This window comes from Anaeromusa acidaminophila DSM 3853, assembly GCF_000374545.1.
GTDB classification, from domain to species: domain Bacteria; phylum Bacillota; class Negativicutes; order Anaeromusales; family Anaeromusaceae; genus Anaeromusa; species Anaeromusa acidaminophila.
Map to the genome: position 1 here is coordinate 115,447 of NZ_KB894583.1, position 22,271 is coordinate 137,717.

A 22,271-nucleotide genomic window follows, 5' to 3' on the forward strand; every position below is an offset into this window, starting at 1 on the left:
TCAGGCGAGCCCTCCCTTTACTCCCTTTACTCCTTATACTCTTGTTACTGTTCCGTTTTCCCGTGATTTTACTCTGTTACCATGTGTTCCGTATTTAAAATCACAAAGGAGAGATGCCGAGTGTCAAGAAAACTGGTTGTTAACTTACTGGTTTATGCCGACTTGGTCAAAGAAGGCGCTAAACAGGCTGAACTGCTGCCGCGCGTTGCGAAAGCGCAGGCGCAGGCCGCCGAAGTTCGTCGTGAGTGGATTCAAGATCTGTCCGCAGAGCTGCCTGAACTGGCTCAAGGGGCTAAAGAAAACGGACTGGAATTATTTTATTCGATTCCGTTACCGCTTTTTGCAGCAGGACGTTTGGATGAAACGTTGCTGCGCAACGTCTACGCTGAAGCGCGGCAGATGGGGGCAACGCGGGTCAAGTTCGCCGTAGGAGATTTTGCAGCAGCAAACAAAGAAGAAATGAAAACATTAACCGTCTTGGTTAAAGAAAATGAAGATATTTTATTGACTGTAGAAGGAGATCAGTCCGAGGCTAATGGCCGTATCGAAGTACTGCTGGGCTTGCTGGAAGCTTGCCGAGCTTGCGGCGCATCGGTCTATGCGACTTATGATGTAGGGAATTTTGTTTGGGTGGGACAGGAGCCTTTGTATAATGCGGTTAAGCTGGCGCCGTTCGTTCGTTACATTCATTTGAAAGATGTGGCGATGACTGCGGCAGGTCCGCAAGTACGGGAATTGGATGACGGCAGCATTGATTGGAGAAGCGCCCTGGAATTGTTGCCTCAAGACGTACCTGTGGCCTTGGAGTTTCCTTGTGCAGCGCCTGTTGATGAGCGGGTAACGGCTATGCTCAAAAAAGTGAAAAATTTAACATAAAACTATTAGACAAATTTGAATTTATCGATTAAAATAGAGACATAAATTTAAGAAACCGGTTTCGTAGGCGGCTTTATTATTTGTGAGAAAGGAGTATTTGAAAAAAAGAGGCAATCGTTTTTTATTTTTTTATCTTGCAAACCGGTACACTAAAACGGTACACTAGAAAGGTCCTTTTTGGCAGAGAGATGAGTTAAGAAAGGATGAAATCATATGAAAATCAAACAAGCGGTTGATCGAATTCCTGGTGGTTTAATGCTGGTTCCTTTGTTCCTGGGGGCGTTGTGCCATACCTTCTTTCCGGGAGCCGGAAAGTACTTTGGCTCTTTTACTAACGGTTTAATTACGGGTACGGTGCCGATTTTGGCCGTTTGGTTCTTTTGCATGGGCGCTGGCATTGATGTGCGTGCGACCGGTACGGTGCTGCGTAAATCGGGCACCTTGGTTTTGACAAAAATTGCTGTAGCCTGGGTTGTAGCGATGATAGCCGTGAACATGCTGCCGGTAGAAGGCATTACGAAAGGCTTCTTTGCAGGACTTTCCACTTTGGCGCTTGTAGCGGCCATGGATATGACCAATGGCGGATTGTATGCAGCATTGATGAAGCAGTATGGCAGCGATGATGAAGCAGGCGCTTTCGTGCTGATGTCCATCGAATCGGGGCCGTTGGTTTCGATGATTATTCTGGGCAGTTCGGGTGCGGCCAGCTTTGAACCACAGTTGTTTGTTGGTGCTGTGCTGCCCTTCTTGATTGGCTTTGTATTGGGCAATTTGGATACGGAACTGCGTGAATTCTTTGGTCAGGCGACCCAGACGATGATTCCTTTCTTCGCATTTGCCTTGGGGAACACGATTGATTTGTTTGTTATCGGCAAGACCGGCTTCTTGGGTATCGGCCTTGGCGTAGTGGTTATTATCATTACCGGTATTCCGCTCATTCTGGCGGACAAATTTATTGGCGGCGGCAACGGCACAGCTGGGATTGCCGCATCCAGTACTGCTGGAGCGGCTGTGTCCAATCCAGTGATTATTGCTACGATGAAACCGGAATTTGCAGCTATTGCTCCGGCGGCAACGGCGCTGGTGGCAACTTCGGTTATTGTCACTTCTGTGTTGGTGCCGATGTTAACGGCTTGGTGGAGCAAGCGTTCCGCTTCCGGCGGCGAGGGTAACGGCTCTTTGGCTAAAGGAGCTTAAGTAGGTACGGATTCCGGGGTATGGGGGTAAAACAATGAGCAATATTTTGACCGTTGGCGAGGCTATGGCCTTGTTTGTATCAGAAAAAACAGGCTCGCTGGATGTGGCGGAACGGTTTCTCCGTTTTGTTGCCGGCGCGGAAGTCAATTTTTCCATTGGCATGACGCGGCTGGGACATACGGTAACGTACTTGAGCCAGGCAGGGGAGGACCCTTTTGGCCGCGGTATTGTGCACTTTTTGAAAGAAAACGGTGTAGACACCAGTTTAATTCGGCTGCTTCCCGGTGAATTTACCGGTATGCAGTGGAAGGAAAAAGTGGCCGTTGGCGATCCGGAGGTGTATTCGTTGCGGCGCGGTTCGGCCGCCTCGAAGATGGATGCATCCTTAGTGCAGACAGTGCAGTGGGGAAAATACAACCACATGCATTTAACCGGTATTCCTCCGGCGTTGTCCGCAGGTTGTCGCGAACTGCTGGGCGCTCTTTTGCAAGAGGCTAAGAAGCAAGGCCTTTCCATTTCCTATGATCCGAATCTGCGGCCTGGGTTGTGGCCGGATAAGACGGAGATGGTGCGGGTTATTAACGAACTTTCTTTCCAGGCGGATATCGTTTTCCCCGGAATTTCGGAAGCGCGGCAATTGACCGGTCAAGAGACGCCCGAAGCCATGGCGGCGTTTTATCATCGCCAAGGAGTGCCTAAGGTAGTCATTAAATTGGGCACTAAAGGAGCGTATGCCAGCTTTAACGGGGAAACGGCGTTTTATACGCCCGCATTCCCGGTGGCGAAGGTAGTGGATACGGTTGGCGCCGGAGACGGTTTTGCCGTAGGCGTTGTTAGCGGCTTGTTGGAAGGCTTAGCTCCGCAGGATGCAGTGCGGCGCGGCGCAGCCATCGGCGCGTTGGCAGTCATGTCGCCTGGCGATAATGACGGTTTGCCGGATCGAGACGGCCTTGCATCCTATATGGAAAAAGCGTCAAGACAATTATCCGCCGCTGCCGGTGATTGAAGAGAAGGGGGATTCCCGTCAGGGCGTCTCCCTTTTCTTTCCTATTATATGCATGAAATGAATTGTGACTCTCTAGACAGCCCATAAACCGATGCGGTAAAATGAAACAATATAGTCTTATGTACTGGCTGAAGTTTACTAAAGGACTGCTGTGGCGGCGGTTTCCTAAAGATGGGTTGAGGGTTTCATGATCGAAAAAGAAAAGACAAATGAAAAAGTACGCGCAAATGTGACTATTGCCGATGTGGCGCTACGGGCTGGTTGTTCTAAAACAACCATTTCCAGATATTTGAACGGCAAGTTCGAATTTATGTCGGCGGAATTGAAGGATCGCATTGCGGCGGTGATTGAGGAACTGAATTATCGTCCCAACAATTTAGCGCGCAGCCTTAAATCCAGCCGCAGCCGTTTGATTGGCGTAATCATGGCGGATATCAGCAATCCTTTTTCTTCTATTTTGGTTAAGGGCATTGGCGATGCTTGTGCGGCGGCGGGCTACCATGTGATGATTGCAAACATGGATAATGATCCGGTGCGAGAAAAAGAATATATTTTGTCCATGCTGGATCAACAGGTGGATGGCTTAATTCTGAATACTACCTGTAATAACAATGAGTTTTTGCAGGAAATGGCGGATCGTCGGGTACCGATGGTTTTAGTGGACAGGGCGATTGAGCCGGTTATTTTTGATATTGTAAAAACGAATGACTTTCAGGCCACTTTGGATTTATTGACGTATGTAACAGAACAGGGCTTTAGTAAAGTGGGATTCTTCTCCCAGCCGGTAGGAAATGTCGGCCCGCGCTTAATTCGGCGTAAGGCGTACAGGCAAATGTGCGACGGGATTTGGAAACAAGCTCCGCAGGAATATGCCGTCGAAATTTCACAGCCCGAAGCGGTAAAGGAACAGGTTCTTGATTTTCTACAGCGTAATGGCGAAGAGACAAAGTTTATTTTTACTGCCAATGGCGTGGCTATGCTTAGTTTGCTGCACGTCATAAAAGAATTGGGACTACGAATTCCGGAAGATGTTGGCATTGGAGGCTTTGACGATTGGTCTTGGACCAGTTTGGTGGGGCCTGGCATTACGACAATTGCCCAGCCTTCGTACGATGTGGGCGCGAAAAGTGTGGAACGGCTGCTTTTGCGCATTCAGCGCGGCGGCAAGGCCAAACCGAAAATTTTTGAATTGCCGAATAAGCTTATCTTGCGGGGGTCTTCAAAGCTGTAACACCCCCCTTTCCTTTTAGAGTAGAAATCGGTACACGGAATCGGTAGATGAATGGAAATGAGGTAGAATCAATATGAAAAAAGAAGAGGTACTGCGTAGAGTAACCGAAGGCGGTTTGGTAGCAGTTGTGCGGGCGGCTAGCGGCGAAGAAGCCAAGCGCATTACCGACGCCTGCATTGCTGGCGGAGTGGTAGGGATTGAAATTACCTTCACCGTTCCTGGCGCACATCATGTGGTGGAAGAGTTGGCGAAAGTGTACGGTAACGGCGAAGTGGTGCTGGGCGTGGGCAGCGTGCTGGACCCGGAAACAGCTCGCATTGCCATTCTTAGCGGCGCTCAATATGTAGTAACGCCAAGTCTGAATGCGGAAACCATACGCTTGTGTAACCGTTATCGCGTGCCTGTCATGCCTGGCGTGTCTACCTTGAAGGATGTTGTTAGCGCTTTGGAACTGGGCGCTGATATTATCAAGGTTTTCCCGGGCGAACTCTTTGGGCCTAAGATCATTAAAGCCTTTCACGGACCGGTGCCACAGGCGCAACTAATGCCTACGGGCGGCGTGACCGTAGAAAATGTCGGTGAATGGATTCACGCCGGAGCGGTGGCGGTTGGGGCTGGCGGCAGTCTGACCGGCGGCGCTAAAACCGGCGATTATGAAGCCATTACGGCGACAGCTAAAAGATTCCTGGCAGCCATCCGCGAAGCGCGGGGCTAAAAGCGTATATCAAAGGCGGTGAGCGAAAGCTTGCCGCCTTTTTTGTTGAATAATACATTGAATGGACGTTGATAACGAACAGTGAGACTCACGAAAGACGCGAAAGGTTTTTTAAGCCTAGGAGCCTCTGTATAAACGGCGGCATACTGTTAAATTCCGTAATCCTCAGTCGAACCCTCCCTTGACTCCCGCGACTCTTGTTCAATCTTCGCATTCTTCTTTAATTTTAAAGGGATTATTTAGGAAAAAGCGAAATTACGCCTTAAGAGAAACAGAGCGGTTTTCTAAGGGGGCTAGGCTTATGCGAGACGCCTGGAATGAAGTAGAAGGATACGGTTTGACGACGGCGGAAGCGGCAAATCGTTTGGCTACAGAAGGGTCTAACGAATTGCCGGCGGAGCGCGAGAGGACCTTGGGAGCGATTGCTTTTGAAGTAGTTAAGCAGCCAATGTTCTTAATGCTTTTGGGCGGCGGCTTGATTTACCTGTGCCTGGGCGATTCGCGAGAGGCCATGCTATTGTTAGGATTTGTGGCGTTGGTTATGGGGATTACGCTGCATCAAGAGCGGCGGACGGAACAAGCGTTGGGACGTCTGCGGGACCTTTCAAGTCCTCGTGCGCTGGTGCTGCGCGACGGGCAGGCTGTGCGCATTGCCGGGCGAGAAGTGGTGCGCGGCGATGTAGTACTTTTGACCGAAGGAGATCGCGTGCCGGCTGACGGCAAACTGCTGGCGGCGACGCATTTGCTTATCGATGAAAGCCTGCTTACCGGGGAAGCCGTGCCGGTCGATAAGAAGCCTTGGACGGAGGCGGATGGAGCTCCTTGCGCGGGCGAAGAGCAGCGGTCTTGCGCTTATGCGGGAACCCTGGTTATTCAGGGGCGCGGCGCTCTGGAGATTTTGGCGACAGGCGGGCGCTCTGAGATGGGGCGCATTGGTCAATCCCTGCAAGAGGTAACGGTGTCTAAAACGCCATTGGAGCTGGAAGTATCGAGGCTTGTAGTAGTGCTTAGCTTTGTCGGGATTTCTCTATGTCTGGTCATGGTGCTGGCTTTTGGTTTTTTCTGGGATGAATGGCTGCGGGGCATTTTAGCTGGCATTACTTTGGCCATGGCCATGTTGCCGGAGGAATTTCCCGTAGTAATGACGGTGTTTTTGGCTTTTGGCGCATGGCGCATGTCGAAACGGCAAGTTTTGGCCAGAAGGATGGCTGCAATCGAAACGCTGGGTTCTGCCAGCGTTCTTTGCGTGGACAAAACAGGCACGCTAACGCAAAATCGCATGTCTGTACAAGCGGTGTATGCGGCAGGAGAGGTAGTTACGCTGCGAGATGAAACGCAGCCGCTGCCGGAAGCGGTACACGAAGCTGTAGAATACGGCGTTTTGGCAAGCCGGCTGGATCCGGTGGACCCTATGGAACTAGCGTTTCGCCGTTTGGGAGAGAAGTGGCTGCCAGCAACAGAACATTGGCACGAAAACTGGGAGCTTTGCCGGGAGTATCCTTTGGCGGCGGAGTTTTTGGCGGTGACGCAGGTTTGGCTGGATGATGCCGGACGGAAAGTAGTGGCCTGTAAGGGCGCTCCCGAAGCGGTGCTGGCGGCGTGCTCGCTGACGGAAGACGAGCGTCAAGAGATTCAGGCGGCGGCGGAGCGCATGGCTGATGACGGCATGCGCCTGCTGGCGATAGCGAACGCTCTTTGGGAGGAGAAAGAACTGCCGGAACTGGCAAAAAACTTTACTTTGACGTTTGTGGGACTGGTGGGCTTACATGATCCTCTTCGCTCAGGCGTGCCGGAGGCGGTGGCGCAGTGCCGCCAGGCGGGGGTGAGGGTCATTATGATGACAGGCGATTATGCGGGAACTGCCAAGAACATTGCTCTTCAGGCAGGGCTGGCGAAGAATCCGGAGGTGCTTAACGGCGCGCAAGTAGCTGCTATGAATGAAGCGGAACTAATGGCGGCGGTGCAGCGAACGCAGGTCTTTGCACGCTTAGTTCCGGCGCAAAAGCTACGACTGGTTCGGGCGCTGCAGTCTCAGGGCGAAGTGGTGGCGATGACCGGCGACGGCGTGAATGACGCGCCGGCCCTAAAAGCGGCTCATATCGGCGTAGCCATGGGAGGTAGGGGAACGGACGTGGCGAGAGAGGCCGCCTCGCTGGTTTTGCTGGATGATAATTTTACGTCCATTGTGGGCGCTGTGGCCATGGGGCGTCGCATTTTCGACAATTTATGCAAAGCCATGACTTATATTTTGGCTATTCATGTGCCTATTGCAGGCTTGTCTTTGGCCCCGCTGTTTTTGGAAGGGACTTCGGTGCTCTTTCCGGCGCATGTGGCTTTTTTGGAAATGATTATTGACCCGGCTTGCGCCATCGTTTTTGAGGCGGAAGCGTCAGAGGAAAATGTGATGCAGCGACCGCCTCGGGCGACGGAGGCATCTTTGCTCAATCGGGATATGTTGGGAAGCGGGCTGCTGCAGGGGGCGGGGGTGCTCCTTTCGTTGCTAGGGCTTTTTCAGGTGGTTTTGTGGTTGGGACGCGCTGTAGAAGAGGCTCGGACGTTGACGTTTGTGGCATTGGTATTTTGCAATTTAGCCTTGATTTTCAGCAATCGCTCTTTGCAAGGGCGGCTGTTGGAAACACATGGGAAGAACAACACGTTAGGATGGATGGTGGCCGGTACGCTGTTGTTGTTGGGGATAGTCCTGTTTACGCCCGCGTTGCAGGAACTGTTTCATTTTGTACCGATCCATGCCAGCGATTTGTTGCTTTGCCTATTTGCTGGCGTGATTAGTGTTGGCTTTTCCGGATTGTTACGCCGCTGGTGGAGTTGGAGGCAGAGGCCCTGCGAAACGAAGCTGTAGATGAAACTGGGGAATAAAGCAGGCATTTGCTGGATGAAAGCGAATAGAAGAAACTAACTAAAATAGCAGAAAGAGCAGGAGGGACGGCATGCTGGAGAAATTGGATTTGAGCAAAAAAATAGCCAAAGACGTCTATAGCGAAAAAATGGCCGAGCTACGATTGCGTCTGGGGGAACTGCAGCGGCAGGCCAAGGATCAAGAATTGCCGGTAGTCATTGTTTTTGAAGGCTGGAGCGCTTCCGGCAAGGGGCGCTTAATTAATGAAGTGCTGCAAGCCTTAGATCCGCGCGGTTTTAGCGTTTTTGCCATGGATGAGCCAACTTTGGAAGAAAAAGCACGACCATTTTTGCGTCGTTACTGGGTGCGGCTGCCGGCGGACGGGCGTATTGCTATTTTTGATCGTTCCTGGTATCGGGCCGTTTTGACGGATCGCGTACTGGATGAGGGCAATCGGCATCATTGGCAGCAAGGGTATCAGCAGATCAATTCCTTTGAAAAACAGATTGCCGACCATGGCACGTTGGTGCTTAAATTCTTTCTGCATATCAGCAAAGACGAGCAAAAAAAACGGTTTAAAAATATGGGAAAAAACAATGCCAATCTTTGGCGTCTTCATGAATCGGATCATTGGCAGCATGCCCATTATGACGAGCTGGGCGTGGCCATTGAAGAGATGCTGGAAAAAACCGATTTTTCGCATGCGCCCTGGACGTTGGTGGAGGCGGAGGATCAGCGCTTTGCGGCTCTGAAAATATACAATCAAGTAGTGGGCGCGTTAGATGCGGCGTTGCAAAAACCGCGACGAAAGGCGGTTGTCTCGGAGCCGCCTGAGCGCCAAGATGCTGCGGTGATGCATGATTTGGATACTTCCATTTTAGATAAGGCGGATTTGACGTTGCATGTGTCGGAAGGGGACTATAAAAAACGCACGAATGCCCTGCAAGAAGAGCTGCGGACGTTGCAGTATTCGCTGTTTGCCAAGCATGTGCCGACGGTGATTGTTTTTGAGGGCTGGGATGCTGCCGGCAAGGGCGGCTGCATTCGGAGGCTGACGCAAAAGCTGGATCCCCGCGGCTATGGAGTGGTTCCTATTGGCGCGCCCAATGATCTGGAACGGCGGCATCATTACTTGTGGCGTTTTTGGAGGGAATTTCCGAAGGCTGGAGAGATTGCTATTTTTGACCGCTCTTGGTATGGACGGGTTTTGGTAGAGCGTGTAGAAGGATTTTGTCAGCAGGAAGAATGGAAGCGCGCCTATCATGAAATTAATGAAATGGAAGAACAATTGGCGTTGGCAGGCGGCGTGCTGATCAAGTTTTGGCTGCATATTGACCAGGATGAGCAGTTGCGACGCTTTCAAGAGCGCCAAGAAAATGCCTATAAGCAGTGGAAGATTACGCCGGAGGATTGGCGCAACCGGGAGAAGTGGCAAACGTATCGCCAAGCCGTGGATGAAATGTTGTTTCGCACTAGCACAGTCAAGGCGCCGTGGACGCTGGTGGAGGCCAACTCTAAAAATTATGCGCGTTTAAAGGTGCTGGAAACGGTTGTGGCGGCTTTGCGGAAGCACTAATTAACTAGGTTGCGGAAAAATTTCTTTTTGCAACTTTCTGGGAGCTAGAAAAGACTTGCGCGAAAGCGTGACGCAGAGCGGTATCCTCTCCGACAAAGATAGTTTATTGCTGTGATGAAATTCGGCGTTTGTCGCCGTTAGATCATAGCTGGCGGCCCTTCCTTTTTGCAGGCCTTCCCTGTATGATGATGCATTGAGGAGGGTGAGTATGAACGACGAATTGAGACAATTACTGGCGCTGTGCCATCGCTATGTCGAGGGTGAAATGGAGCTGGAAGCTTTTTCGGAGGATTTTGATTTGTATTTAACAGAGCACGAAGGCGAACTTCTTTTGCATGAAAGCGCCTATGATCTGTTGGATGAGATCCGGGACTCTCTGATGTATATTCAACCGGAAGATGCTGGCTTTGCAGCAGAAGAAAGTGACTTGAAAGACCGGATTCGGGCAGGATTGGAACAACTGGACCGATTCTAACAACAGAGGAACTGCTGATTGTGTCGGCAGTTCCTCTGCTATCTATAAGAGAGATTAAAGATTGTAAAAGTCCGTATCCCTTAAGGGGTGCGGGCTTTTGTGATATTCCGGAATTTACAAATGAACCGCGAAAGACGCGAAAAACGCGAAAGGGTTTTAGGAATCAAAATTATATCTCTTTGTTTCGTTCTTGCCTTCTAGAAAATCCGTATTTCCGCAGGAATGTAGAGGCGTTGTGGCGAAATGAATTTATTTGGAGGTGTAGCGTGTGCGGATTGAAAAAAAAGATATAGATGCAGCTGTGCGCAGCGGTATTTTGAATAGAGTGCAGGCGGAAGAATTGTGGCAGCTATGGCAGGAGCAGAAAGAGGATGAGCCGCGTTTAAGTCTGTCTCACTTGGCGTATTATTTGGGTGTGCTTTTGGTTATGGGCGCTATGGGCTGGTTTTTGACTAAGGCGTGGCTGGAATTAAGCGGGCTGGTGCTGTTATGCACAGCCATTTTATATGGTTTTATTTTTCTTGTGGGCGGCTTATTGTTGCGAGGCCGCCGCGGCGGGCGGCTGCCGGGAGGGCTGGCTGTAACGACGGCTGTGTGCATGACTCCTTTAGCGGTATACGGCTTTTTGAAATATACCGGCTATTGGGAGGCGCAGCTGACCTTGATGGCTGCCGGCGGTTTTTACAGCCTAGTGCCGCAGCATCGCCTCTGGATGGAAGGGGCGACCGCGATACTCTCTTTATTGGTGGCTCGGGTGGTTCCCTTTCCTTTTTTACTAGCGCCTTTCGTTATTTCTTTGTGGATGATGGTGCAGGATTTAGTGCCTCTTTGGCATTGGTTTGTGCCGTGGATTTCTGATGCGTGGGCGAATACGTGGCTGGGGTGCTTGCTCTTTATCTTGGCTGTAGAGGCGGATCGCGGGCGTTGGCGTCGCAATGGCCCGGATATGGCGTGCTGGCTGTATTTGGCGAGCGGAGCTTCTTTAGCTGCTGGTTTGTATGTTCTAAGCTGGTGGGGATTGGCTGGCTGGCCGCGCTGGACGACGCTGGTAGCGGCAAGTGTATTTCTGCTGTTAGCGCCGCTTTTCCAACGTTCTATCTTTGTGGTGACAGGCGCTGTGGGTTATGTAGGATACTTAGGGTACTTGGCGTATGAAGTGTTTGCGGATTCATTGTATTTTCCGCTGGTGCTGAGTGCGTTAGGCGTGCTGTGCGTAGGGGCCGGCTGGCTGTATCAACGCAAGGCGGCTCGCTGGCGGGCGCAGCTATTAGGGAGTTTGCCAGGCTGGCTTTGTAAACGCTTGCCGCCGTCGGTAGAAGAGTGAGTTTGGAAAGGGAGACAGTATGGCGCGTTTAGAGTATCGTTTACTGGATGAAGCGAAAAACTATCCAGTACTATATGCGTATGAAAGCATTTCGCAGGGTGAAGTGGCGGCCCGCTTTATTTGTGATCGCTTTGTCAAGGAAAGCACGGCGTATGAGCGCACATCCTGCGCCATAGAACCCGATTGCTTTGTGATTTATGTGCAGCCAGACGCTAAGGGGCGGGTTGTTTGGCCAACGGTGGAAACCAAGACGGCTGGTTTACCTTTAGAGCTTGCCGTTTGCGGTAACGGTTTGCTTTCGGCGCAGCGGCAATTGGTATTGTCTTTTTTGACCTATGAAGAGCTGCACCTGCAGCTGTTGGCTGACTACCGAATGTACCAAGGCGAGGAGTGGTTGAAGGTATCGGCGGAGTTGGATGAAGATCGTCGGGCCTATGTGTATTATATGGAGAAGGTGAAGGAGGGCGCATGAAGAAACGTCATTGGGTAGTCGGGCTTTTTATCGCGGCTTCTTTGGCGGCAGGAGGCTGTTCGTCGTCGACGCAGCAGGCAAAAGAGGCGCCGGGAGATGACGATGAATTAGTGGAGTCCGGAACGACTTCAGGGGGGCAGCGACAAGGCGGCGTAGCGCCGGCGCCGTATATTTACGGAGGTTCTCGTTATTTTGGCTCCGGCGGCGGAAGTGGCGGCGTTTCCGGTGATGGCGCGGCGACTTCCGGTATTTCTCAAGGCAAGGGTGGAATAGGCAGTCAGAGCGCTTCCTCGGGAGGTGGCTGATGGAGAGCTATGCGGTCCGTCGCGAACGCTGGTATGGGCCGTTGCGGGATCTGTTTTCCTGGGAAAAGATTGACGGAGAAGAGTATGCGTTAGCCTCCGGGACGCCTGTTTTTTCGCAGCAATGTCAGGAACTGCAGGCGGCGGCGGAAGGCTTAGCCGCCTTGTGGCATAAAGTGGCTTTGATCGTTTCGCAGGGAGATGTGCGGCTGTTGCGCTGGCTGGGCTTGCCAGCCGGTATGCAAGAAGCGGTGCGTGAGGGGTTGCAGCTGCCTTGGCTTACGGCCTTGGGTCGTTTTGATTTTGTTCAAACTGTTGCGGGCTGGAAAGTGTTGGAATATAACTGCGATACACCCAGCGGCGTAGTGGAAGCCTTGGCGGTGAATGGAAAGATTTGCGCTTGCGAAGGGCGAAAAAATCCAAATGCCGCCGGCGAAGAACTGCTGCGTCAAGCCATTGCCGAATCGCTATATATAGCGCACCGCGCTGGTTTGGCCGGTGCGGCTGCGTTCAGCGCTTTAGGAAGCCATAGCGAAGATGCCGGTACGATGAAATACTGGCAATCTCTGGCGGCAGAAGGCTTGTTTGTACCGCTGGAAGAGCTGCGCTATGAAAGGGAGTCTTTGACTTCCTTGGTTTCGGGGGAGATTGGCTGTTGGTTTCGTCTTCATCCATGGGAGATTATGGTGAAAGAATGCGCTGTCGACGGGTTTCCGACAGGGAAGCGCGTGCTGGAGTTAGTGGCCGCCAAGAAACTCTTGGCGGTAAATCCGCCCTTGGCAGCCCTTGGTCAATCCAAAGCGTTGCAGGCTCTTATATGGCAGTTATATGAGGCGGAAGAGTTTTTGACGAAGCAGGAGCGGCAATTGGTGCAGACCTATATGCTGCCTACTTACCGTCAGAATGTGTTTTTAGGAAAAGTTTCGTATGTACGAAAACCTCTGTGGGGAAGAGAAGGCGGCGGCGTGACGCTGCATGCGGCGGACGGGAGTCTGCTTGCGGGAAGTCGCGGCGGCTGGCATGGAGCTGCTATCTATCAGCAAGCGGTGGAACTGGAACGTATGCAAGTGATGACGGAGAAGGGCTTGCAGGAAGGCCGGCGCCTTTGGGGCGTCTTTGTGGCGGGCGGCTCTTTCGCAGGCTTGTTGGTGCGTCTGGGCGCAGCCATTACTGACGACCAAGCTTGGATGACGCCGGTGTATTTGAGCGAGGAGGGATGAGGATGATGATGTTAAACATGCAGGGGCAAATACCTCATGTCGTAAATTTTCTGCTATACCTTGCGGTGGCGCTGCCGCTTTTGGGAATCGGCGTTTGGCTTTTTGCCAGGCTGACTCCTTATAAGGAAGGCGAACTATTGCACAATGGCGCGCAAGACGGGATGGCCGGACGGGCGGCGGAAGCGGCGGCGCACGACTTGGGCGGCAAACTGTTGGGACTTACGTTGGTCTTGGCTTCCGCTATTTTTCATTCCGTGCATATTTGGGATTTACTCTTTTGGGGCGCTGTGGGTATTGTCAGCCAGGTGCTCGTGGCCAATCTTTTTGAAAGAATCACTCCATACCGGGTGGCGCAGGAAATTCCCAAAGGCAACGTGGCGGTGGGGATTTTTTCAGCCCGTCTCAGTGTGGCGGCGGGATTGCTTTTGGCGGCATTGATCAGCTATTAAGCGAGGAAATGATGCTTGGCTCACATACTTAGTCAGAATGGTCTTTTTTGCGTCAGTCTTTGTCAGAAAGCCTCGGCAGAGCGCCGCTCTGCCTGCGTTTTCTTTCGCGTCTGACGGAAAAATCCTCGCCCTGACGAAGCGTTCGCTCAAGTGTCATCTCCTCGAAATTTGATTGGCAGATGAGTTGTTTTAATTAGAAGTTGGAGGATGGATAATATGGGACGTAAAATTCAAAAAAACCGTAGTGATTCGGATATGTTTCAAGGGTATGTAGAGGAGCGTTCTTTTGAGCACCAATGGTTGGGCGAATCTACGCCGCAGCCGAGACCGGCGGTAGGGCGCAAAGGAAGTAAAAACGCGGAAAGTGAATCGTTTTTGCCTGTAAAGACGAGGGAAGAGCTGGAAAAAGCGTTAGTGGCCATTAAGCTGGAGTTATATAAAGAGGGCGTGCAAGAGTATCATCTGCAGGTGAAACGAGCGGGTAACAGCATTACGTTGACGGTGCTTCCAGGCAAAGGCTAAGCGGAGGATTTCATGGCATACGAGCAGCGGATAGTTTTTCGGCATCCCAAGGGGCTTCATACCCGGGTAGCGGCTATGGTGGTGCAGCGTTTCCAAGAACTCAGGCAGCGCTACGGCAGCGAGATTACCTTGCGTAAGGAAACTGGCAAAGTAGTGCCGGCCAATAATTTAATGCTTCTAGTGGGCCTAAAGGTGCGCGCTGGAGATGTGTTATGGGTTGGCGCTGATGGCGCTGAAGCGGGAGAAGCTGCGCAAGAGATGGCTGCGTTTTTGGAAGGGGATTTTTCTTTGGCGGCGGCCCCTGCCTGGCAGGGCATGGATGCCGTGTTGCAGGAGAATGCCTTTACGGCGGAACAGATTTTTCGCAGTATCGCCAGCGGCTTGATGGTTACGGATCAAGAGGACCGCATTACCGTGTTCAATCCGGCGGCGGAGCGCATTATGGGTGTGACTGCGGCGGAAGTCATCGGTCGCAAGGTGTTCGAAGCCATTCCTGGTTCTCGGTTGCATATTGTCAACCAGACGGGAGAAGCAGAGTTGGGGCAACGGCAGTTAACAGGGCGTTCGGTGACGGTTACCAATCGGACGCCGATTGTGATTGACGGCAAAGTTTGCGGCGCTGTAGCTGTTTTTGAGGATATTTCGATCTTAGAGCGCGTTTCCGGGGAATTGCAAGAGGTAAAGGAACTAAAAGAGCGCCTGCAGCTGATTTTGGAATCGGTGCAGGACGGCATCTGCGTTTTTGATAAACAAGGTGTGATTACCTATGTGAATGATGCGTATGTGGCGATGTGCGGTGAGAAACGGGAAGACCTTTTGGGGCAGCGTGTAGGCGATATTTCTCCCGGTGGGGGGCGTAGTTTGATGCTGACAAGCGGCCAAGCGGTGCTGGGCAGCATCAGTCGCAAACGCAGCGGCGTGACGTTGATTTCGAATATTAATCCGATTTTTGTGGATGGCGCCTTGACTGGCGGTTTGTCGGTCAGTAAAAATACAACGGAACTGCAATTACTGGCGGATAAGCTGAACGAGGCGAATGCGCGGGCGGACTATTTGGAAGAAGAGTTGCTTCGTACTCGACGGCCTCATGCGGCGTTTCACAATTTCATTGGTCGCAGCGGCAAGGTGAAAGATTGCCTGGCGATGGCTTCGAAAGCGGCGGCGGCGCAGGCTACGGTGCTCATACGAGGCGAAAGCGGCACCGGCAAGGAATTGGTTGCCGAAGGTATCCATTATGCCAGCCCTCGTTCCCAGGGACCTTTTATCCGGGTTAATTGCGGCGCCATTCCTTCGGCGCTCTTGGAAAGCGAGCTTTTTGGCCATGAAAAAGGCGCTTTTACTGGAGCTGTGCGGCGGAAGCTGGGGCGATTTGAATTGGCTGACGGCGGCAGTCTGTTTTTGGATGAAATCGGCGAAATGGATAAGACTATGCAAGTGAAGCTGCTGCGAGCGCTGCAGCAACGGGAGATAGAACGTGTCGGCGGCGAAGAGACGGTGCGTGTGGATGTGCGAATTATTGCCGCTACCCATCGGGATCTGGAGGCCATGGTAGCTGCTGGAGACTTTCGGGAGGATTTGTATTATCGCTTGAATGTAGTACCGGTACTGTTGCCGCCTTTGCGGGAACGTAAAGAAGATATTCCTCTTTTGGCGGAATATTTTTTAGAAAAAGTTTCCCGGCGCGAAGGGTTTTCCTGCCAAGGGTTTCAACGGGAAGCGCTGGAAGCGTTTCAAGGATACAACTGGCCAGGAAATGTGAGGGAATTAGAGAATGTAGTAGAGCGTATGGTGACGCTGACCGAAGGGGTTCAGTTGGGCTTGGAGGATTTACCTCTCTATTTGCGCAAGGAAATGGGCGTGGAACCGGTTTTGCCAGCTTTGCGACAGGAAGAGCCGCTGTTGCCCTGGACAGAGTATGAAAAAAATATCATTGCTTTAGCGTTAGAACGCTGCGGCAGTTATAATGCAGCAGGTAAGGCGCTAGGTTTGACGCATAAGACGATTGCGGCGAAGGCGCGCAAGTATGGCTTGGAAAAACAGACATCTTGGGTAAAAACGGACTAATTGTTCTTTTTTACCAACAAAAAACGAGATGTCTGTTCTTTTTTACCAAGAATTAAAAGGAAAGGGGGCTTAGTTGCAGCAAAAACGCGTTGGCATGGGTTTTGCTAATATACTCTACGGAAACGGCAAGCCGGTCAGACCGGCAGAAGGGAGAATTAAGGATGAAAAAAGTCATTAATGTACCCGAGCAAGTTGTAGAGGAAATGCTTCAGGGGGTTGTCGCGGCACATCCTCAATATGTACGTCGTGTAGAGGGTTTTGACGTTATTGTGCGCGCCCAAGCTCCTGTACAGGGTAAAGTGGCCTTGGTCAGCGGCGGCGGCAGCGGCCATGAACCTTCTCATGGCGGTTTTGTCGGTAAAGGGATGTTGGACGGAGCGGTAGCCGGAGCGGTATTTACGTCTCCGACTCCGGATCAAGTGTATGAAGCGGTGAAAGCGGTAGATGGCGGCAAAGGCGTACTACTGGTCATCAAAAACTACACTGGCGATATTATGAACTTTGAAATGGCTGCGGAAATGGCGGATGCCGAAGGCATTAAAGTAGAAAAAGTAGTTGTCAATGATGACGTTGCGGTAGAGAATAGCACGTGGACTACTGGTCGTCGCGGCATCGCCGGTACGGTGTTTGTGCATAAAATTGCTGGCGCTAAAGCGGAAACAGGCGCTTCGCTGGAGGAAGTGAAAGCGGTCGCGGATAAGGTTGTCGCCAATGTTCGTTCCATGGGCATGGCTCTGGCGCCTTGCACCGTACCGGCTGCAGGCAAGCCTAGCTTTGTCTTGGGCGAAGACGAAATGGAAATTGGCATGGGCATTCACGGCGAACCGGGAACGCATCGGGAAACTGTGAAAAAAGCGGATGAAATTGCAGCGCATTTGCTGGATAAAATTTTAGCTGATATCACTTTGTCCGCAGGAGATGAAGTGGCTGTGCTGGTCAACGGCCTAGGTGCTACGCCGTTGATGGAGCTGTACATTGTGAACCGTAAAGTGGCGGAAACTTTGGCTGCTAAAGGCATCAAAACCGCCAAGACTTTTGTAGGAAATTACATGACCTCTCTAGAAATGGCCGGATTCTCCATTACATTGTTGAAATTGGATGCGGAATTAAAAGAGTTGCTGTTGGCCCCGGCGGATACGCCGGCTTTGGTGCAGTTTTAAAGATTCCCAAGAATCACTTGGTGCAAAAACGCTAGCGTTCTTGGCGGTAGCGAAAAGGAAGCTGGCAGCGGGTGAAAGCCCGCTGCCTTTCTTGAAACGGACGATGGGAGGAAACAGGCATGAATACGAAAGCAACAGAGCTCATCAATGCGGTGGGAGCTATGGTAATAGAGGAAAAACAATTTCTGACGGATTTGGACGCCGCTATTGGCGATGGTGATCATGGAATTAATATGGCTCGCGGTTTCGAGGCGGTTAAAACCAAACTGGCCGGAGCTCCCGAGGGAGATGTCGGTGCGGCGTTGAAACTAGTGGGCATGACCTTGATTTCGACTGTGGGCGGCGCCGCAGGACCTTTATATGGTACGGCGTTCTTGCGGGCTGCCGGAGCGGCGCAAGGGAAAGAAATGGTCGACGAGGATACGGCGCAAAAAATGCTGGAGGCTGCAGTCGGCGGCATCAAGGAACGCGGCAAGGCGACTCGAGGGGAAAAGACCATTCTAGATGCCCTGGAGCCCGCAACCGAAGCCTTTGCACAGGCTAGAGAAGACGGCAAGACTATGCTGGAATGTTTAGAAGCGGCCCAAAACGCCGCGGCGGCAGGGGTCGAATATACCAAAACCATTATTGCTACAAAAGGACGCGCTAGCTATCTGGGAGAACGCAGCATCGGGCATCAAGATCCCGGCGCTACTTCGACAACCTTGATGCTGCAGACCTTGTATCGGCAGCTGGCTGAGAAACAGGAGGGATAGCATGGTAGGAATTGTAATTGTATCCCATAGCGTCAAAGTTGCGGAAGGGATTTGTGAAATGGCGGCGCAGATGGCGCGGGCGGAACAGAAAATTTTGGCCGCTGGCGGCACAGCGGACGGCGGCATTGGTACGGATGCCACATTGGTAGCTGAGCGTATTGCTCAAGCGGATGTAGGCGAAGGCGTGTTGGTGCTGGCGGATCTGGGCAGCGCGGTGCTCAGCGCAGAAACCGCACTGGAATTTTTAGATGAAAAGCTACGCAAACGCGTACAGATTGCAGATGCTCCGATTTTGGAAGGCGCTATTAGTGCGGCTGTCGAGGCGTCGCTAGGAAGTTCGTTGGCTTCGGTGGTGGCAACTGCAGAAGGAGCTCGGGATTTGCACAAGTTATAGGCGGAGAAGAGGAGAATTTATATGGAAGCAATTGTTCAGATTACCAATCCCACAGGCCTGCACGCTCGGCCGGCGGCGCAGTTCGTGCAGCAGGCGGCTAAATTTAAAAGCAAAGTGGTGATTGAAGGCAACGGCAAAAGCGCTGATGCTAAAAGCATTTTAGGGGTTATGTCGTTAGGGGTAACCAAGAATACAGATTTAAAGATTTCCGCGACCGGCGAAGATGAAGTTGCTTGTGTACAGGCTTTGGTAGAACTAGTAGAAAGTCGTTTCGGAGAGGAGTAAGATCATGGAAAAGCTGCAAGGACTGGCTGTGGTGCCGGGCAGCGCCATGGGACCGCTTCTGGTGTTGCGGGATGAATTGACGGCGGCATTAAAGACGTATGCGCCTTCGGCGACGGCAGAAGAACTGGAAAAGCTGGAGTCGGCTGCGGCGACAGCGGCGTTGCAGCTGGGAGAGGCGGCTAGCCGTTGTCGGGAAGCCGGCCAAGATGAGCAGGCGGGAATTTTAGAGGCGCATCAACTGATGGCTCAAGATACGGCCTTGCTGATGGCAATGCAAGAGGCGGTCGACGCGGGCGCTCCGGCGGCGGCGCTGCAGGCTAGCGAGCAGTATGCGGCTATGTTTGAAGCCATGGATGACGCCTATTTGCGAGAGCGCGCCGCGGATGTGCGCGATGTAGGCAAGCGCATCGCCAAGGTGCTGCTGGGGTTGACGGAGCCGAAGCCTGTAGAGGGAGGCGCCATATTAGCGGCGGAGGATGTAGAGCCGTCTTATCTAGCGGCGTTGCCGGCAGGCGCGGTAAAAGCGGTTCTGTTAGGACAGGGCAGCACTACGTCACATGCGGTAATTATTGCTAAGGCGAGGGGCATTCCGGCCATTGTAGGGTTAAATCAGGTTTTAACGGGCTTGACTAGCGGCCAGGAAGTTTTTGTGGATGCGGGGCGCGGGGAAGTTTGGGTGGAGCCGGATATGAAAACTCGCGAACAGGCGCTGCAGCAGATTCAAAGAGAAGCCGAGCAGCTCAAACGCGATTTGTCGCTGGCCGGGGAAACGGCAGTGACTACCGATGGGCTGAAAATGACTTTGGCGGCTAACATCGGTTCGCCTCAAGACATGGAAACCGCGGTGCGCTATGGCGCGGAAGGGGTCGGCCTTTTTCGTACGGAATTTCTTTTTATGGGACATGACAGCGCCCCCGACGAAGAGGAACAGTATCAAGCGTATAAAGCGGCCATTGAAGGCTGTCAAGGAGCGCTGTGCGTCATCCGGACGATGGATATTGGCGGTGATAAGCCGTTGCATTATCTACAGGTTCCTAAAGAAGATAATCCGTTTTTGGGCTGGCGGGCCATTCGAATCAGTCTGGAGCGGGAGGATCTGTTCTTGCCGCAGTTAAAAGCCATTCTGCGGGCGGCGGTGCATGGAAAAGCAGCCATTATGCTGCCCATGGTGAGCCAGGTAGAAGAGATTCGCCAAGCAAGGCTGGCTTTGCAGCGCGCTCGAGAAGCGCTGCAAAAAGAAGGCAAGTCTTTTGGAAACGAGGTTCCCTTAGGTATCATGGTGGAGACGCCTGCAGCGGCGGCCATGGCGCCGCTATTAGCGCAGGAATGTGATTTCTTTAGTATCGGTACGAATGATTTAGTGCAATATACCTTGGCGGTAGACCGGGGCAACTCGAAAATTAGCGGTCTTTACAGTCATTTTCATCCGGCGGTGCTGCGTTTGATTCAGCAGACGGCGCAGGCGGCCCATGAAGCAGGAATTTGGGTTGGCATGTGCGGAGAAATGGCGGGAGATCCCCTGGCTACCCCGTTACTGGTGGCGTTGGGTTTTGATGAACTCAGCATGAGCGCTCCGGCGCTGCCGCGCGTAAAGGAACGGGTCCGCTCTTTATCTCGCCATGAAGCGGACGAATTATTGGCGCAGGTGTTGAGTTTGAAAGAAAGCACTGCGATTCGCGAACTCTTGCGTCGAAATATGGAACAAGAATCAGAAGGCTAAGTATTGAAAACACTCTGCAAAGACGTTATAATTAGAGCAGTATTTTGGATAAGATAACGGCAGTGTGGCCGCCTTGAGTAATCAAGGCGGCTTTTTGTCTTTGCAGGGAGGGTGCGAGATGGAAGGGGTTCGTGAGGAATCATTGGAAGTAGCCGAATTGAAAGAGCGTCTTGCCTGTATGGAGGCGCGCCTAGCTGCGGTGCTGGCCGCTGTGGATGAAGCCGTCTGTATAGTGGATGAACGTGACTGTGTTGTGGCTTGGAATCGCTATGCCACTGATTTATACGGCATTTCTTCGGATGAGATTGTCGGCAAGCATATTGGCATGTTTTTTTCCAATCTGCTGTTAACTCAGGTTGTGCAGGAGCGCAAAGAAGTCCGCGGACGCTATCATACTCCCTGCCCGGACAAGCATGTGCTTATTAACGCTATGCCGGTGCATTTGGCGGAGCGCAATGTCGGCGGCGTTTGCGCCGAACGTGATATTACGGAAGTAGTTCAATTAAATGAAAAGCTCTTTCGCACCAGTGAAGAAATGGTGGCCCTGCAGCAACGCATAGAAGGGCGAGCGGTGGATTCCTTTGCTTCTATTTACGGGCATAGTCAAGGTATCCAGGAAGCTATAGCCATGGGACGGCGCGTAGCCGCCTCGCCGGCGCCAGTGTTGATTCGAGGGGAAAGCGGTTGCGGCAAAGAGCTCTTTGCGCGGGCATTGCATCAGGCAAGCGGCCGTACTGGCGCTTTTGTGGCCATCAATTGCGGCGCGATTCCGGAAGGCCTTTTTGAGAGCGAACTTTTTGGCTATCAAGGAGGCGCCTTTACCGGAGCGGATCGCAAAGGCAAGGCGGGTTTGCTCGAAGAAGCTCATGAGGGAACTTTGTTTTTGGATGAAATCGGCGATATGCCAAGAGAAGCGCAGGTTAAGCTGCTGCGGGCCCTGCAAGAGAAGAGCTTTTATCGTGTAGGCGGTTCTAAAGCGGTGCGAGTGGACGTGCGTATTGTGGCGGCGACCCATCGGAATTTGGAGGAAATGGTGGAACGCAAGGAATTCCGCGAGGATTTATACTACCGTCTAAATGTCGTCACTTTGTGGCTGCCGCCGCTGCGGGATCGCCGCGATGACATTCCGGAATTGGTGCATAAAGGGCTGCAGCACTTTGGGGCGGTATATGGCAAGCTGATTACTAAGGTAGACCCGGATGCGATGGCCATGCTTTTAGAGTATCCTTGGCCTGGAAATGTAAGGGAATTGTTTAATGTTTTAGAGCGCATTGTAGTTCTGGCGGAAGGAGATGTGCTGGAAAGCCGGCATTTGCCGCAAGAATGGATGCAGCACCGCCCCTTGCCGCCCATGCTTGTGAAGGGGAATTTCAACTTGGCTGACGCTTCGAATCAGTGGGAAAAAGAAGTCATCCGCCGTGTGCTGAAAGAAAACCATTACAATAAGGCGGCTGCTGCCAAGAAGCTTGGCATTCCCAGGACGACTCTTTATTATAAGCTGCGTCAGTTAGAACTGGATTGACGGCGACCCGACAAAAACGTCGAAAAGTAGACGGAATGTACGCAAAGACGCGTCTGGCAACAGAGCGTCTTTTTGTGTTTAACCCTTGAAAAACCTGGCGGGATGAAACATCCTGCTATGTTGGCACGGACCTTGCTATATAGAGGGCA

The 22,271-nt window shown here is 52.2% G+C and carries 21 protein-coding genes; all 21 read left to right on the plus strand.

The genetic code is table 11. The annotated features are described in order from the left end of the window. The first annotated feature begins 120 nt into the window (after positions 1 to 120). The 21 genes from C508_RS0102320 to C508_RS0102425 all read left to right on the plus strand — a co-directional run bounded on the left by C508_RS0102320 (position 121) and on the right by C508_RS0102425 (position 22,122). Positions 121 to 876 carry a sugar phosphate isomerase/epimerase family protein gene (locus C508_RS0102320; protein ID WP_018701925.1) on the plus strand — a complete coding sequence of 252 codons (756 nt, stop codon included), beginning with the start codon at positions 121 to 123 and terminating at the stop codon, positions 874 to 876. A 213-nt stretch (positions 877 to 1,089) separates the two neighbouring features. Beyond that, positions 1,090 to 2,073, plus strand: a complete 984-nt coding sequence (kdgT, locus tag C508_RS0102325; protein WP_018701926.1) for a 2-keto-3-deoxygluconate transporter — start codon at positions 1,090 to 1,092, stop codon at positions 2,071 to 2,073. A gap of 34 nt (positions 2,074 to 2,107) precedes the next feature. Next, positions 2,108 to 3,079, plus strand: a complete 972-nt coding sequence (locus C508_RS0102330) for a sugar kinase (protein WP_018701927.1) — start codon at positions 2,108 to 2,110, stop codon at positions 3,077 to 3,079. 187 nt (positions 3,080 to 3,266) lie between these two features. Beyond that, positions 3,267 to 4,310 carry a LacI family DNA-binding transcriptional regulator gene (locus C508_RS0102335; protein WP_018701928.1) on the plus strand — a complete coding sequence of 348 codons (1,044 nt, stop codon included), beginning with the start codon at positions 3,267 to 3,269 and terminating at the stop codon, positions 4,308 to 4,310. 73 nt (positions 4,311 to 4,383) lie between these two features. Further along, entirely contained in the window at positions 4,384 to 5,025 is a 642-nt protein-coding gene (locus C508_RS0102340) for a bifunctional 2-keto-4-hydroxyglutarate aldolase/2-keto-3-deoxy-6-phosphogluconate aldolase (RefSeq protein WP_018701929.1), read from the plus strand. Positions 5,026 to 5,326: 301 nt separating this feature from the next. After that, complete coding sequence (locus C508_RS0102345) at positions 5,327 to 7,885, plus strand: cation-translocating P-type ATPase (protein WP_018701930.1); 2,559 nt, start codon at positions 5,327 to 5,329, stop codon at positions 7,883 to 7,885. Positions 7,886 to 7,973: 88 nt separating this feature from the next. Next, complete coding sequence (gene pap, locus C508_RS0102350; RefSeq protein WP_018701931.1) at positions 7,974 to 9,458, plus strand: polyphosphate:AMP phosphotransferase; 1,485 nt, start codon at positions 7,974 to 7,976, stop codon at positions 9,456 to 9,458. 208 nt (positions 9,459 to 9,666) lie between these two features. Next, the gene (locus tag C508_RS0102355) at positions 9,667 to 9,933 is read left to right on the plus strand and encodes a hypothetical protein (RefSeq protein WP_018701932.1); all 267 of its coding nucleotides are present in this window, start codon (positions 9,667 to 9,669) and stop codon (positions 9,931 to 9,933) included. A 268-nt stretch (positions 9,934 to 10,201) separates the two neighbouring features. Beyond that, on the plus strand, positions 10,202 to 11,257 hold the full coding sequence (locus C508_RS0102360; RefSeq protein ID WP_018701933.1) for a hypothetical protein: 1,056 nt from the start codon (positions 10,202 to 10,204) through the stop codon (positions 11,255 to 11,257). A gap of 19 nt (positions 11,258 to 11,276) precedes the next feature. Beyond that, positions 11,277 to 11,729 (plus strand): hypothetical protein, encoded by a 453-nt coding sequence (locus tag C508_RS0102365; RefSeq protein WP_018701934.1) that lies wholly within the window; start codon positions 11,277 to 11,279, stop codon positions 11,727 to 11,729. Next, on the plus strand, positions 11,726 to 12,034 hold the full coding sequence (locus tag C508_RS0102370; RefSeq protein ID WP_018701935.1) for a hypothetical protein: 309 nt from the start codon (positions 11,726 to 11,728) through the stop codon (positions 12,032 to 12,034). Before C508_RS0102365 ends, C508_RS0102370 begins: the two co-directional genes overlap by 4 nt. Further along, positions 12,034 to 13,251, plus strand: a complete 1,218-nt coding sequence (locus C508_RS0102375) for a glutathionylspermidine synthase family protein (RefSeq protein WP_018701936.1) — start codon at positions 12,034 to 12,036, stop codon at positions 13,249 to 13,251. The genes C508_RS0102370 and C508_RS0102375 overlap by 1 nt, the downstream gene beginning before the upstream one ends. A gap of 2 nt (positions 13,252 to 13,253) precedes the next feature. After that, the gene (locus C508_RS0102380) at positions 13,254 to 13,700 is read left to right on the plus strand and encodes a DUF350 domain-containing protein (protein WP_018701937.1); all 447 of its coding nucleotides are present in this window, start codon (positions 13,254 to 13,256) and stop codon (positions 13,698 to 13,700) included. A gap of 216 nt (positions 13,701 to 13,916) precedes the next feature. Continuing rightward, positions 13,917 to 14,222: a hypothetical protein gene (locus C508_RS0102385; RefSeq protein WP_018701938.1), complete on the plus strand. Its 306-nt coding sequence runs from the start codon at positions 13,917 to 13,919 to the stop codon at positions 14,220 to 14,222. Between the two features lie 12 nt (positions 14,223 to 14,234). Continuing rightward, positions 14,235 to 16,286, plus strand: a complete 2,052-nt coding sequence (locus tag C508_RS0102390) for a sigma 54-interacting transcriptional regulator (protein ID WP_018701939.1) — start codon at positions 14,235 to 14,237, stop codon at positions 16,284 to 16,286. A 161-nt stretch (positions 16,287 to 16,447) separates the two neighbouring features. Beyond that, on the plus strand, positions 16,448 to 17,446 hold the full coding sequence (dhaK, locus tag C508_RS0102400; RefSeq protein ID WP_018701941.1) for a dihydroxyacetone kinase subunit DhaK: 999 nt from the start codon (positions 16,448 to 16,450) through the stop codon (positions 17,444 to 17,446). Positions 17,447 to 17,565: 119 nt separating this feature from the next. Next, entirely contained in the window at positions 17,566 to 18,201 is a 636-nt protein-coding gene (gene dhaL, locus C508_RS0102405; RefSeq protein WP_018701942.1) for a dihydroxyacetone kinase subunit DhaL, read from the plus strand. Position 18,202: 1 nt separating this feature from the next. Then, complete coding sequence (gene dhaM, locus C508_RS0102410) at positions 18,203 to 18,595, plus strand: dihydroxyacetone kinase phosphoryl donor subunit DhaM (protein ID WP_018701943.1); 393 nt, start codon at positions 18,203 to 18,205, stop codon at positions 18,593 to 18,595. Between the two features lie 21 nt (positions 18,596 to 18,616). After that, positions 18,617 to 18,880, plus strand: coding sequence for an HPr family phosphocarrier protein (locus C508_RS0102415; protein ID WP_018701944.1), 264 nt, complete (start codon positions 18,617 to 18,619; stop codon positions 18,878 to 18,880). A gap of 4 nt (positions 18,881 to 18,884) precedes the next feature. Further along, positions 18,885 to 20,600 carry a phosphoenolpyruvate--protein phosphotransferase gene (ptsP, locus tag C508_RS0102420; RefSeq protein WP_018701945.1) on the plus strand — a complete coding sequence of 572 codons (1,716 nt, stop codon included), beginning with the start codon at positions 18,885 to 18,887 and terminating at the stop codon, positions 20,598 to 20,600. A 118-nt stretch (positions 20,601 to 20,718) separates the two neighbouring features. After that, positions 20,719 to 22,122, plus strand: coding sequence for a sigma-54 interaction domain-containing protein (locus tag C508_RS0102425; protein WP_018701946.1), 1,404 nt, complete (start codon positions 20,719 to 20,721; stop codon positions 22,120 to 22,122). Positions 22,123 to 22,271 lie beyond the last annotated feature (149 nt).

What these genes read in the sequence shown, in the direction of transcription:
- kdgT (WP_018701926.1), top strand. Translation starts at nt 1,090, where the DNA reads ATGAAAATCAAACAAGCGGTTGATCGAATTCCTGGTGGTTTAATGCTG.
- C508_RS0102330 (WP_018701927.1), top strand. Translation starts at nt 2,108, where the DNA reads ATGAGCAATATTTTGACCGTTGGCGAGGCTATGGCCTTGTTTGTATCA.
- C508_RS0102335 (WP_018701928.1), top strand. Translation starts at nt 3,267, where the DNA reads ATGATCGAAAAAGAAAAGACAAATGAAAAAGTACGCGCAAATGTGACT.
- C508_RS0102340 (WP_018701929.1), top strand. Translation starts at nt 4,384, where the DNA reads ATGAAAAAAGAAGAGGTACTGCGTAGAGTAACCGAAGGCGGTTTGGTA.
- C508_RS0102345 (WP_018701930.1), top strand. Translation starts at nt 5,327, where the DNA reads ATGCGAGACGCCTGGAATGAAGTAGAAGGATACGGTTTGACGACGGCG.
- pap (WP_018701931.1), top strand. Translation starts at nt 7,974, where the DNA reads ATGCTGGAGAAATTGGATTTGAGCAAAAAAATAGCCAAAGACGTCTAT.
- C508_RS0102355 (WP_018701932.1), top strand. Translation starts at nt 9,667, where the DNA reads ATGAACGACGAATTGAGACAATTACTGGCGCTGTGCCATCGCTATGTC.
- C508_RS0102365 (WP_018701934.1), top strand. Translation starts at nt 11,277, where the DNA reads ATGGCGCGTTTAGAGTATCGTTTACTGGATGAAGCGAAAAACTATCCA.
- C508_RS0102370 (WP_018701935.1), top strand. Translation starts at nt 11,726, where the DNA reads ATGAAGAAACGTCATTGGGTAGTCGGGCTTTTTATCGCGGCTTCTTTG.
- C508_RS0102375 (WP_018701936.1), top strand. Translation starts at nt 12,034, where the DNA reads ATGGAGAGCTATGCGGTCCGTCGCGAACGCTGGTATGGGCCGTTGCGG.
- C508_RS0102380 (WP_018701937.1), top strand. Translation starts at nt 13,254, where the DNA reads ATGATGATGTTAAACATGCAGGGGCAAATACCTCATGTCGTAAATTTT.
- C508_RS0102385 (WP_018701938.1), top strand. Translation starts at nt 13,917, where the DNA reads ATGGGACGTAAAATTCAAAAAAACCGTAGTGATTCGGATATGTTTCAA.
- C508_RS0102390 (WP_018701939.1), top strand. Translation starts at nt 14,235, where the DNA reads ATGGCATACGAGCAGCGGATAGTTTTTCGGCATCCCAAGGGGCTTCAT.
- dhaK (WP_018701941.1), top strand. Translation starts at nt 16,448, where the DNA reads ATGAAAAAAGTCATTAATGTACCCGAGCAAGTTGTAGAGGAAATGCTT.
- dhaL (WP_018701942.1), top strand. Translation starts at nt 17,566, where the DNA reads ATGAATACGAAAGCAACAGAGCTCATCAATGCGGTGGGAGCTATGGTA.
- dhaM (WP_018701943.1), top strand. Translation starts at nt 18,203, where the DNA reads ATGGTAGGAATTGTAATTGTATCCCATAGCGTCAAAGTTGCGGAAGGG.
- C508_RS0102415 (WP_018701944.1), top strand. Translation starts at nt 18,617, where the DNA reads ATGGAAGCAATTGTTCAGATTACCAATCCCACAGGCCTGCACGCTCGG.
- ptsP (WP_018701945.1), top strand. Translation starts at nt 18,885, where the DNA reads ATGGAAAAGCTGCAAGGACTGGCTGTGGTGCCGGGCAGCGCCATGGGA.
- C508_RS0102425 (WP_018701946.1), top strand. Translation starts at nt 20,719, where the DNA reads ATGGAAGGGGTTCGTGAGGAATCATTGGAAGTAGCCGAATTGAAAGAG.